Annotated in this window: 14 protein-coding genes; all 14 read right to left on the minus strand. The window is 41.5% G+C overall.

Annotated elements, in window-relative coordinates:
* Window positions 1-97 precede the first annotated feature (97 nt).
* Window positions 98-715: an ECF transporter S component gene (locus ESZ50_RS04335; protein ID WP_148622383.1), complete on the minus strand. Its 618-nt coding sequence runs from the start codon at window positions 713-715 to the stop codon at window positions 98-100.
* 61 nt (window positions 716-776) lie between these two features.
* Complete coding sequence (locus ESZ50_RS04340) at window positions 777-1,610, minus strand: homoserine kinase (RefSeq protein ID WP_148622384.1); 834 nt, start codon at window positions 1,608-1,610, stop codon at window positions 777-779.
* Window positions 1,611-1,791: 181 nt separating this feature from the next.
* Entirely contained in the window at window positions 1,792-3,123 is a 1,332-nt protein-coding gene (locus ESZ50_RS04345) for an FAD-dependent oxidoreductase (protein WP_148622385.1), read from the minus strand.
* Window positions 3,124-3,459: 336 nt separating this feature from the next.
* Window positions 3,460-4,110, minus strand: a complete 651-nt coding sequence (locus ESZ50_RS04350; protein WP_148622386.1) for a Crp/Fnr family transcriptional regulator — start codon at window positions 4,108-4,110, stop codon at window positions 3,460-3,462.
* Window positions 4,111-4,253: 143 nt separating this feature from the next.
* Window positions 4,254-4,676, minus strand: a complete 423-nt coding sequence (gene ndk / locus ESZ50_RS04355; protein ID WP_425473111.1) for a nucleoside-diphosphate kinase — start codon at window positions 4,674-4,676, stop codon at window positions 4,254-4,256.
* A gap of 74 nt (window positions 4,677-4,750) precedes the next feature.
* Entirely contained in the window at window positions 4,751-5,557 is an 807-nt protein-coding gene (locus ESZ50_RS04360) for a hypothetical protein (RefSeq protein WP_148622387.1), read from the minus strand.
* A gap of 107 nt (window positions 5,558-5,664) precedes the next feature.
* Window positions 5,665-6,339, minus strand: a complete 675-nt coding sequence (locus ESZ50_RS04365) for an ABC transporter ATP-binding protein (protein WP_148622388.1) — start codon at window positions 6,337-6,339, stop codon at window positions 5,665-5,667.
* A gap of 14 nt (window positions 6,340-6,353) precedes the next feature.
* Window positions 6,354-7,793 (minus strand): ABC transporter permease, encoded by a 1,440-nt coding sequence (locus ESZ50_RS04370; protein WP_148622389.1) that lies wholly within the window; start codon window positions 7,791-7,793, stop codon window positions 6,354-6,356.
* A 256-nt stretch (window positions 7,794-8,049) separates the two neighbouring features.
* On the minus strand, window positions 8,050-8,868 hold the full coding sequence (locus ESZ50_RS04375; protein ID WP_148622390.1) for an SDR family NAD(P)-dependent oxidoreductase: 819 nt from the start codon (window positions 8,866-8,868) through the stop codon (window positions 8,050-8,052).
* A gap of 115 nt (window positions 8,869-8,983) precedes the next feature.
* The gene (locus ESZ50_RS04380) at window positions 8,984-9,442 is read right to left on the minus strand and encodes a universal stress protein (RefSeq protein ID WP_148622391.1); all 459 of its coding nucleotides are present in this window, start codon (window positions 9,440-9,442) and stop codon (window positions 8,984-8,986) included.
* Window positions 9,443-9,550: 108 nt separating this feature from the next.
* On the minus strand, window positions 9,551-9,826 hold the full coding sequence (locus ESZ50_RS04385; protein WP_148622392.1) for a hypothetical protein: 276 nt from the start codon (window positions 9,824-9,826) through the stop codon (window positions 9,551-9,553).
* A 358-nt stretch (window positions 9,827-10,184) separates the two neighbouring features.
* Window positions 10,185-11,477 (minus strand): replication-associated recombination protein A, encoded by a 1,293-nt coding sequence (locus ESZ50_RS04390; RefSeq protein WP_148622393.1) that lies wholly within the window; start codon window positions 11,475-11,477, stop codon window positions 10,185-10,187.
* Between the two features lie 11 nt (window positions 11,478-11,488).
* Window positions 11,489-11,941 carry a YueI family protein gene (locus ESZ50_RS04395; protein WP_148622394.1) on the minus strand — a complete coding sequence of 151 codons (453 nt, stop codon included), beginning with the start codon at window positions 11,939-11,941 and terminating at the stop codon, window positions 11,489-11,491.
* 8 nt (window positions 11,942-11,949) lie between these two features.
* Entirely contained in the window at window positions 11,950-12,642 is a 693-nt protein-coding gene (locus ESZ50_RS04400) for a 5'-methylthioadenosine/adenosylhomocysteine nucleosidase (RefSeq protein ID WP_148622395.1), read from the minus strand.
* Window position 12,643 lies beyond the last annotated feature (1 nt).

A 12,643-nucleotide genomic window follows, 5' to 3' on the forward strand; every position in this document is an offset into this window, starting at 1 on the left:
CACCATACTCTCTCTGCTCAACATAGAACAGTATCTAAAAACCCCAGAAAAGCTCCAGCCTACTAGCTGGCTTATCTGGGGTTTTACTATTACGTTATTATTTCATATTACGGCGATAAAATGTTAATACTGGCAAGCCAATTAAGGGCACCAGGATTGCACCTACAATCATCTCAAAGACACCATTTACACCGGCCAATGACACGATCAACCAAGTGGCTAGTCCAGATTGAGGTATCCCAGTGAAAGTTGTATGCATTACTTTGAATCCAATCCACGTTGACAGTAAAACAAAAAAGGTATTAATAAAAGCCGATAAAGCCCCAAACAAAATCAGCCAACTAGCTTGCCCTTTGACTGCCTTATGCTTAATTAATAAGTAAAGGTAGCCGATTACAAGCCCAACCAACATTCTTGGCACAATCGCCGTAATTGGGTTGCGGAAGATCAATCCGCCAATCGTAGCACTTAGTGGACCCGTCCAGGCCATCCAAAGTGAATAGGCCCCCCAAACAAAGCCTAGCCAAGCACCTGTTTTCGGTCCTAAAATCATTGCCCCAATTGCTACAGTAAAGGTGATAATTGTAACCGAAACACCAGAAAAGTTGAATAAAATGGTTCCTAATCCCGGAATTATCGATTGCAATAAAATAATTGCAGTGAATAATGCCGTTAAAACTAATTTCCGGCTATTATTCAAACGATTGTTCTGCATGACACTGCTCTCCTGTTAAATATTACATATTCAAATTAAATCGCACCTTATTTTTTGTAAGCTACTCTATTATTATCCCCTCTTTTGCTAATTCAAGCAACTCAAATCGCCCTCGTAAATCTTTTGCATAAGCTAAAACATCTAGCAAATCCTGACTTTGCTCTCTTGCAACTAAGGTCATAATCATACCATTTGCAAAGACCGTCCCGTAGACATCCAATGCATTTGCTGCTTGCCGAATACGCGTCAATTCCAGTGATGGTTCGCGCCCCAATAAATCACGCTCCAACAACCGACCAGCCAACTGGGTCTGCTGATTCTGCCAAGCTGCAATCAACATATTACCGGCGGCACCATACTGTTCCGCGACCGTCCTGCTGACCATTGTCTCATTTGCTGTGGTCCCGGCTTCTTTTTCAGCTGGATAGTACAATAACACTTGATAGTCCGGCGTTGCTAACCCGCTCGCAAAAACCTCATCATCTTCAAAAAAACTTGTTGTTACACCACCCAAGAGAGCCGCGGTTGCTTGATTCCCACTACCGAAGGTTCTTGCAGCTAAAGTAATTTCGGTATACAGATCTAGCTCTGCCTTCCCAACAAGCCGGGCTAATTCCATTCCAGCAACTAATGCCGCCACCGTTTCACCTAGATTTGCATCTAACTTGGATCTGATCTTCAAATGGTGCGGTTGTAACCCGTGCGCCAATTTTGTTGCTACTGCAACAACATAGTTGCTTTCATCATTTTGTCTAAATGCAAGGCTATCACTCTCAACAAGCCAATGTTCTTGTGCCTCTAACACTTCTACTTCAAAATATTTATTGATTGCTAAACCCAGCGAATTATGCCCAGGGCCGAATCCACCCAAGGTTCCTGGAATCTTTATTTGCATGTTATCCTGCTCCCCTAATTAAAAACTCAGACTAAAATAATAGCTCTATTATAGCATGTTACAAAAGCTCCATAGTACACGGCTTGTTTGCTTATAATCAACGGATAACCCAACAAAAAAAGATGAATCACTGCCCAAAGATTAGGAGTGATTCATCTTTTTATTTATCCAATAATCAAGCTTAGTTAGCAGCTGCAGCCATTGCTACGGCACCAATGTAATTAACTGGTTGGTCAAAGTTTGGTTGGAAGAAGAAGTCTGCGAATGCCAACTCATCAACCGTCATACCAGCTTGAATAGCCAAAGAAACTACATTTGCGGCTTGTGTAATATCGTGGCGTGACATGAAGGCCGCACCCAATACCTTGCGACTTTGCTTATCCCAAGTCAAACCAACTAACACCTTTTCATTTGTCAACATGAACTCGGCACGATAGTTTTCTTCAATCACTGTCTGCTCAACCTCAATACCACGCTTAGCAGCTGTAACTGGGTTCAAGCCCGTTGCGGCCATTGCTGTTTCAAATAATTCAACAGCTGAAGTTGATTGAGTTCCCATGTAGGCAACATTCTTACCATCGATATTCTTACCAACAAGCAATCCTTGACGAACTGCATTGGTAGCCAATGGAATATAATCATTGGCTTGTGTTGGGTTGTAGAAAATCGTACTTGCATCACCAGCAGCGAAAACACCTGGGACAGATGATTCCATATACTTGTCAGTGATAATTGCACCATTCTTAAGCATATCAACTTGACCCTCAAACAAGGTCGTATTAGGACGGAAGCCAATTCCAAGAACTGCAATGTCAGCTTCATACTCACCCTTGGTGGTCTTAACAATGATTCCATTGTCAGTATCCTCAAAGCCAGTAATGAACTGATCAAGTTCTAGACGAACACCATGTTCTTGGTACTTCGCCTCGATTCGATCTGTGAATTCAGCCGTGAAATTATTTGCCAATACACGATCGGCACCGTCAACCAAAACAACTTCTTTGTTTGACAAAGCAAATTGTTCAGCGATTTCTGCTCCGATGTAACCAGCACCGATAACAACAACTCGCTTAACGTCGTTTGCAATTTCCTTAAGACGGTTTGCATCGTCCCAATTCTTCGCATAGTAAACCTTATCGCTATCCAAACCTGGAAGGTCAGGAATAACTGCAGCCGATCCAGTTGCAACCACCAACTTATCAAACTGCTCTGTCGTCTCTTCACCAGAAATAACATTCTTGTAAGTCAACGTCTTAGTTGCCAAGTCAGCAACTGTTACTTCATGGCGCATCTTCATGTCGATACCTTGTTGTACCAACGACTCAGGTGACTCATAAAACATGTTCTGTGGGTCATTTACATTGTTACCAACCCATAGAGCAATACCACAGGACAAGAATGATACTGTATCGTTCTTCTCAAAGACCGTTACATCATAATCAGGGTGCTCACCCTTGATTGACTTAGCGGCAAAAACACCTGCGTGTGTTGATCCAATAATTCCAACCTTCATGACAATGCCTCCATTTAGCAATTTGAACTTTCTTTTCTCTTAGCGCTATATCTATATTCTAAGTGTACGTTTTCACAAAGTAATTGATTTAAGTCAATTATTTTTAAAAACGCATAATTATGTCCAATTATATTTATCCAGCATATTCTCAAAATGTTTTGTTAGATTAATCCCTTATTTGATGAAATTCAGATTCTAATATTTGTTATTAATTTGATAACGATTGTCTTACCAGACTTTTCAACAGCGATTTGACCGAAAGTTCAAAAAAATAAAAGAACGCCTAGAGCTAATCTAAGCGTTAAAACACTAGTTCAATAATCAACATAAACCCAACTATAAATACAAGGTAATTTGTCCACGAGCCCCACGTTTTAATCGACCGTCCCGCTCAAGTTTGGCGAAACGGCGACTCAATGTCTCTGGTACAGTACCTAGGTAAGCTGCCAAATCTTTCTTTGAAATCGGCAACGTAAAATTGTTTTTCCCCAATTGTTGAGCAATATCTAATAGATAGTTCCAAAGGCGATCTTCAACGTTCTCAGCTAGCAGCCATGTTCGCTGTTTACTAAGTCGAATTAACTTCTGCGCCATACTAATACTTAACTGCCTGCTTAATTGCGGATAAACATCTAATAGCACCATTAAATCATCGCGAGCAATCTTTAACACAATACTATCAGTTGTTGCAACTAACATATTATCAACAATCGTTTGCGTTAATACCGCCTCTTCGCCTTCGACATCGCCAGCCCTCAGAAAGTAGATAGGTTGTTCACGCCCTGAACTAGTTATTTCAACTACCTTCAACTCGCCCTTCACAACCAACGTCAGCACGGGAAAGTTAGTCGCTAAATTAGTAACACGAGTTCCACGGTCAATATAGGCATAGCTTGCCACGTTTGCAACTGCCAACCGGCCTAATTCATTTAGCCCATCAAACAACGAAAACTGTTCAAGTTGGGTCATTTTGTTTTGGTCTAACATTGCGTACTCCTCTCCCACACTTTATTTTAGCACTTCCATTCAGAATTTGTTGTCATCGCGCCTTGATCTTGTTGTATACAAAAACGCATAACACTCTAGTTTGAATGTTATGCGTTAGTTTTCCTTGTTGCACCTGATTGGTACTAATCAAGATTACCGAACCAGACTTTAATTTCCTTCTCTGCATTCGTAACACAATCTGAACTGTGCACGACATTCTCGATCCCATCTCCAGTAACTTCGGCACCAAAATCTCCTCGAATTGTACCTGGTAACGCCTCAGTTGGATTGGTAACACCGGCCATCGTTCGAAAAGCTTGTATCACGTTGACGCCTGAAACAACCATGGCCACCAAGGGCGTCCGCTCCATATATTCAACCAGTGCTGGGAAGTATGGCTTATCGACTTTATCAGCATAATGTTGTGCCAACTGCTCATCAGTGGCTTGAATCATCTGTAACGCTTCAAGCTTATACCCACGTCGCTCAATTCGATTGATCACAGCGCCAATATGGCCATGTTCCACGCCGTCGGGTTTAACTAATATCAATGTCCGTTCTAGCATAATAATCACCTTTAATGAAATGAAATCGTTTACAATATTAATTGTAAACGATTTCACGAGCGATTACTAGCACTTTACTTACGCCCGAACAATCCTCTGAAAAAGCGTCCCAATGCTGAACCTTCTTTTCCTTTTTGAGGCTGTCTCTGTCGTGAGCGCTCCATTCTTTCTTCTTGCATGTTATGATTCTCACGCCGCGCCTGTCGTGCAACCACTCGTGCAGCTGCGATCTCCTCTTCATCGACAACTGGTTCCACAGTTGTCTCGGCATCATCAGCACCTCCAACTAAGGTTGGTTGCGAGGCCTGACTGACATAGGCGGCAATGATTTCGTCGGTTAAGATTGGTACGGTTGTCGTTTCAGTCGTTACCCCAACCGTAATATCACCAACTGCCTGTTCTGAAGTTACGGGGTTTGTCGCAATCACATGCAGCATACTGGCAGTCACATGCTCTGGAACTTCAATTTCAAAGTCATTATGCCGATCTGTTGTAATATAAATAGGCTCTTTTTGCTCGGCAATCCATAGGACTACCTCCAAATTAGCCTGATTTACACTTCCCTCGAGGAAGCGTCGACCACCACGCGTCGCCAAAACACCGGTTACAACGGGTGCTGGTGCCTTAATCACAGCCTCAACGATTGTCAAAGAATCGCTATTCTCTGGTAGAACTGCTGTAATCTTTGCAACGCCTTCAGTTACATGCGCCGGTACCGGTACCAAAAAATCACCTGTTACATCAACATTAACATTAATTTTTTGGTCATTTGGCAAAGTCACCCTGACAATTGCGTGATAAGGTGTAACGTGGCCTAAAATTGTCGTCCCACGACTATTTGTTAACGCTGATGCCACAAGGGCGATATTTTCATTACTCATACGCGGTCTCCATCCATTTTCTACTTACTTCATTGTAGCTTTTATGCAAAAAAAATTCTAATCAAGCATGTGCCGATTAGAATTTCCATTACATCTTTTAAATAAACTTATGACTTTGTTGCCGTTAATTGTGTGAACTGATGATCCTTCAACAACACCTGTTCATCTGCCATCTTAGCAAGCTCCCGATCATGAGTGATTAGAATAACTGTCTTACCATGTTCGTGCGCTAGCGCTTCAAATAGCTCAATAATCTTAATCGAATTGTCGTGATCCAAATTACCTGTTGCCTCATCAGCCAGCACAATCGGTGCATCAACCACTAGCGAACGAGCAATTGCAACACGTTGCTGTTCTCCACCGGAAAGTTTTTGAACATTTTTAACTGCTTTTGTTCGATCTATTCCAACTTGAGCTAATGATGCAAAAATAAATTCTTTATCACCGGCATGTTCAGATTTTGTAATTTCCAGAGCCGTTGCAACATTTTGAAAAGCAGTCATCGCACTTAATAGATTATATGATTGAAAGATTGTTGAAACCCTTGTCCGTCGATAGTTAGTTAAACCCATTTGCTTCAACGACTTGCCGTCGATGCTTATGTCGCCTGCTGCTGGCATGTCTAGTCCAGCGAGGAACGATAACAAAGTTGTTTTACCTGACCCTGACTCACCAACAATTGCGTAAAACTTACCATTATCAAAGGTTAAATTTACATCTTTGTATAGCGCTTCATCAGGAGTTGTGTACCAGTGGCTTAAATTTTCTACAGCTAATGTCATTTATCAGCTCCTCCTTAATCATCTTGTAGGATTTTCTTTGGTTGCATGCGCAGAATGGTTGAGCTAGCACCCGCAACCGATAGGACTGCAATCAACATTGCCACGCCACCTAACTCAAGGATCGTTCCAGGAGTCACGACTGTCTTAAGTGTTGTCGCCTTTTGTGTAGCCCTCATCGTACCGCCCATCCGGCCACCACCGTTACCACCAGGTGTGCCACCTTGAGCACCACCACCATTGGCACCAGTTTGGTTTGATTGAGAGGCCGTTAATGATTGCGATACCAACTGCTTACTTACTACCCCACTGGCTGCTTGTCCAGATGCAGTTGCAACACCAAGCCCAACCAAAAGTACAATCACCATTTCAACGAAATATTGTCCAATGATCTTTGGCTTACTTTCCCCTAAGGCAACCAAGATTCCGATTTCACGGCGTCGCTCGCGAGTCATCAAAATGATGATCAAGCCCAGAATCAAAGCTCCAGCGATCGTTACAATCCAGACAATCTTATTTGCAAAGCTTGCAACAGTCTTCATTTGCTTAGCAGTTTGTTCATACATGCTAGTATCTGAAGATATTTGCATCTGGGTTGTATTAATATCCTTCTTAGCTTCCTTAACGAAGCTCTTAGTCTTTGAAGAGTCAGACATGATGAAGGTTACATTTGATACTTGATCCTTAGTATCCTTAATCGTATTTGGCATCGTGTAGCTTGTATAAATTGTATTTGATGGATCGCGGAAAGAATCACTTGAACTTGAAGTAGTACTCTTGTAAATCCCAACAATTTTAAGCTTATATGAACTCGTTTCGCTACTGTCATTTGTATATTTAACAGTAATTGTTGAACCAACACTTAAATTATTACTCTTAGCCAACTCTTGTGAGATAACCGCATTAGTCGTATCTTGATCACTAGCCTTAATTCCACGACCACTAACAATCTTTTCCTCACCTGAGGTGAATGTAGCTGCAGTCGTGCTTACACCTGAAATACTAATATCACTGCTACTACTGCTAGTGTCGCCGCTTGGTCCACCTTGCATTGAATTGCTTGTGCTTTCAACGGCTGAGAAACCGCTCGCTGCCACCTGAGCAGTATTAGTAATGTTATAAGACGCAACATTTGATAAACTAGCAATTTTCTCAACGCTACTTAACGAAGTCGTATACTCAGTCATCTTAGGTCGCGTTGTGGTTGTCGAATCGCTATCGCTCGAAGTGCTACTCATAGCCGATTGCATGGCTTTAAAAGAAGTTTCGCGATTTGTGGTCAACGTAACCGTTGACCCTACTGAATTAGTAGCTGTCTTGGCTGCCTGCAAAGCAGCACTTTGAATAATTAAGCCGGCCATTACAAAAAGCAAAATTACCGATGAAGTCACCATTAGTAAAATAGTTCGTCCCTTTTTTGCCCACAATGTAATTCCAGCACGTTTGATAAAATTCATACATCTCACCTGGCTTTCTCGCATTGATATCTTGGTATTTACAATATCCCGCTAACCTTTGTGCACACTTAATACAAACTTGATCAAAACTTAAGGCAATAATTAGAATATTTTCAATTTATGATCTTTTCATCAAGCATGTAACCAATAAAATGATCAACTATCAGACTTATTCGAAATAATCCTTTACAACTAAAAAAGCCACATCAATTATCAATTAATGCGACTTGCCCCTATTATCTATTAAAATACCTTTTTAAAGGGTCTTTCGTAAAATTCTTTGAACAATGCTACGCCATAAAGTTGGAAATGTTCGCGCAACAAAAACCATACTGTGATCCGCGAAATTATTAAAGTACCGCAACTTTGGCTTAGCATCCGTTGCTGCTTTGTAAAATAAGCGTGCCAAATCTTGAGAAGTTGCCGTTTGTGGACGATTGTTCAACGCCTTGTCAGTCTTAGCGGTCAACTCCTGGTAAACTGAATTTGAATTCAAGTTACTTCTGGCATTACCTCGTGAGATCTCTCGCCAATTGGAAACCGTTGAGCCTGGTTGGATTATCAAAGAGCGAATCCCAAAAGCGGCTCCCTCAAGATCCAACGTATCAGACCAAATTTGCAATGCAGCTTTTGTTGCAGTGTAATACCCAGCCAATGGTAAAAACGTATTACTACCTACGCTTGCTACATTGATAATGCGTCCATTCTTAGCTGCGCGCATAATCGGCAACACAAGCTGTGTCAGCTCGACCGCTCCAAAAAAATTAGTCTCAAATTGTTTACGAATGTTTCCCATCGAGATTTCCTCAATTGGTCCATTCTCGCCATAGCCAGCATTATTAATCAACACATCAATCCGATCGGTTTGCGCCAATACTGCTTGAATAAAGCCCTGAATACTAACTGAATCTGTAACATCCAGCTCCAATGGCACAATATTATCAGCCGCCGGAATTTTTGCCACCGTCCGTGCGCCGGCAAAGACTAACCAATCCTTGCTCGAAAATAATTTTGTAGCCTCATAACCCATTCCGGCTGATGCACCGGTAATGATAACAACCTGTTTCTCTAACATAATCTGCTCTCTTTCGATATATTCCGTATTGATTATATCACGATAAAACTTAAAATTATTCAAACTAAAAACCTAGTTAATTAGTTATCAACGAACTAATCAACTAGGTTTTTATTTATTTATTATTATTAGCTCGAACAATTAGGGTATCAACCTTAGCCGTTCGAGTGACATACTCAGTAACCGAACCAATCAACAAACGCTCAATCGCGTTCAAACCAGTTGCACCAATTACAATTAGATCAACACCAAACTTCTCCGGTGCTTGAAAGGCGATCACATCCTTAGGAGAACCATACTCAATTGAATAATCAACGTTTTCCAATCCTTCAGCCTTCGCATCCTCTAGATAGGCTTGCATCGTCTTTTCCGCCGTAGCAGAGACTTGTTCAACCATCGTAGTTCGGAAGTCTGAAACGTTTTGAAAGGCCCGCGTATCAATAACATGTAAGATGTGTAGTGAAGCGCCTGCACCATTTCGCTTAGTCACAGAAATCGCCTTACGCAAAGCTGCCTCAGCTTCTTTAGAACCATCAACTGGTACTAAAATGTTCTTGTAATTTAATTCGTCCATAGTTACGCCTCCTAATTGCAGTCATGTTTAATAACTTAATTATACAACGCTTACATATTATTCAAAAGGGATTTTAAACGATCGTTTTATGAATATTCTATGCTTGTCCTATAGGAATAACCGTCGACTAATAGAAAAGGTCATTGTTGTAGTTACGACAGTTCCAATAATGATGAATATAGTCGTTGGTAAGGCCGCATCCCGATAAATAATCGTCGAGACAATTGTTGCCAACGCTAACAATAGTAGTAACCAACCATAAATTGCAGGAGCTTTTCCGAGCTTCTCTGCATTAACCCCAAATAAATTCTGCTGATGCATCAGCAAATAGGCCGCAATGGCGAGCAATACAATCGCGAATAGTATAAAAACAAAAATAATCATAATTCATCCTGACTTAACTTTTTTATTCGATCTGGGTATAACTTATTTTGAAAATTTAAAGGCCGAATGATTTAATTCAATCATCCGGCCTTTGGGTTGATACGGTATAACCATTTCAACCTACGAACACTTGCATAGCGCCGTTGGTCTTTCAACAAAAATGGCTCCAAGTTTATGGACGTGGGTAATTAAGTAGATTAGTGTTGAAAATACTATCAAGCATTATATCGCACTAACCTCCCGCCATCCCCTAGAAGTTGGTTGTAAAGCATTTATTGTATAACTGAAATTCTCGTACGCTCAAGTAATTCGTTAAAATAATTATACACGTATCTCAGTAAATTGATAAGTATTAACCCTACTTCTTTTTCTTTAGTTGATCATGCTGACTTTGGTGTAATTTTTGATAACGCTCCAAATAAGCTGTTTCAACTTTTGAATTTCCTTTTGCTTGCCAATATTGCCGATTTGCTAAACGATCTGGTAAGTACTGCTGGGCGACCCAATCGCCTTGATAGTCATGTGGATATAGATACTCAACGCCCCGATTGAGCTTCTCTGCACCCTTATAGTGGGCATCCTTAAGATGATCTGGTACATCGCCGGTTTGTCCATTCCTAACATCACTTAACGCAGCATCAATCGCGAGATAGGCCGAATTTGATTTAGGTGATAATGCTAACTCGACAACTGCATTTGCCAAAGGAATCCGCGCTTCAGGAAAGCCTAAACGTTCTGCTGCCTGAATTGCCGTAATCGCCCGCGCTGCAACTGCTGGATTAGCAACCCCAATGTCCTCATAGGCAACCACGGATAAGCGTCGCATTATTGTTGGTAAATCACCAGCTTCAATCAATCGTGCAAGATAGTGGAGTGCCGCATCGACATCTGATCCACGAATTGATTTTTGCAGAGCCGAGATTACATCATAATGTCCGTCGCCATCCTTGTCGGCCGTTAAAGCCTTACGTTGCACTGTCTCTTCAATAATTGGTAGGTCAATCACAACTTGTCCATCTGCATTTGGTTGGGTCGATTTAACTGCCAACTCCAACCCATTTAAAGCTGAACGTAAATCACCATTCGTTGCATAGACAAGTTGCCGCATTGCTTCTGGTTGCAAATTTACATTAAAACTTGCCAATCCCCGTTCGTCATCCATTAAGGCTCGTTGAATTGCTGATTCAACATCATGTTCAGCTAAAGGTTTAACTTCGAAGATTTGAGCTCTCGAACGAATTGCCGGATTAATTGTAATATATGGATTTTCAGTCGTTGCACCAATCAAAACGATTGCTCCTGATTCCAAATGTGGTAGCAAGAAATCTTGTTTTGTTTTGTCTAATCGATGAATCTCATCGAGCAATAGTACGACGGTCCCCGACATCTTTGCTTCTAGGGCAATCTGCTGCAACTCTTTTTTCCCGTCGGTAGCAGCATTCAACATCCTAAATGCATATTTAGTTGACCCGGCAATCGCCGACGCAATCGAAGTCTTTCCCGTTCCCGGAGGACCATATAAAATCATTGACGATAGCATTTTAGCTTCTACCATCCGCCAAATAATTTTCCCTGGTCCAACCAAGTGTTGTTGTCCAACAATTTCATCGATTTTCGTTGGCCGCATACGATATGCTAATGGCTGTTGCATATTGGTCCTTTCTAATGACCAAGCAGTTTGTCGTACCAGTGATGCTTCACCGGTTCCACTGATTGAGCAGGCTGCTCAGCCACAAAATCTTCAATGTTAATTCGATCAACATTTACTGCTGTATGGGCAGCTAATACAACTGCCATATCTTCAGGATTAGTATGATAAAGCGCATCTGTAACTAAGGTAAATGAAACTTGATATTTAGTTGCCAACTGGATGTACTTGTTAACTACAGTAATATCCAGGTTGCCATTAATCAATAAAATTCCATCACTGTGATCCAACAACACGGTCTCCCAAACGGCTAAATACTGTTCCTCACCAAAAGTCTTAACCCGCTGCGCCATATAGACACGTTCACGAAAAGTCCCCAAAAAATGGTGTTGCTCATCCGGATTAAGTTCCTTCTTACCATAAAGCCCAGTTTGCAGATGTGGATCCATTCCCTCTAAGTCAGCCATACTTCCTCCTATTGCGCTTTGAAAAACTTCACTAATACCTCAGCCGATTGCCGTCCAGCTTGAACAATGAACTCATCGAAAGTGACCCCAGCATCACCATTAGCGTCATCAGAAATTGCTCGGACAACGGCAAAAGGTACATCAAAATAATGTGCAGTTTGGGCAATTGCAGCACCTTCCATTTCAGCTGATTGAGCATCACTAAAATGTTCTAAAATTACTTGTTTTTGCGCATCGCTTGCAATGAAAGAATCACTCGTTACAATCAAGCCACCCTTAACTTGTGTACTAGTATCACCTTGATATTGTTCAATCAAAGCCTTTGATAAAGTAGCATCCGTTTGATAGCGTGCTGGTTGTTGGGGCACCTGACCATAGGCGTAACCAAACGCCCTTGCATCAGCATCAGCGTAAGCCAATTCGCTCGCAACAACCACATCACCAATGTGTAATCCTTGACCGATCGCCCCAGCAGAACCAGAGTTAATGACCATATCGACAGCAAAATTAGTAATCAGCAATGTTGTTGTAATTGCGGCCGCAACCTTACCAATTCCTGCTTCAACAACTACCACATCAACACTACCAATTTTACCGTGATAAAAGGTCTTACCAGCAATCGTTGATTGCTTCTGTTCATCCATAGCAGCGACAAGTGTCACCATCTCTTCTGGCATTGCATTAATAATTCCGTATCGCATA

The sequence above is a fragment of the Weissella muntiaci genome (genome assembly GCF_008107635.1).
GTDB classification, from domain to species: Bacteria; Bacillota; Bacilli; order Lactobacillales; family Lactobacillaceae; genus Weissella; species Weissella muntiaci.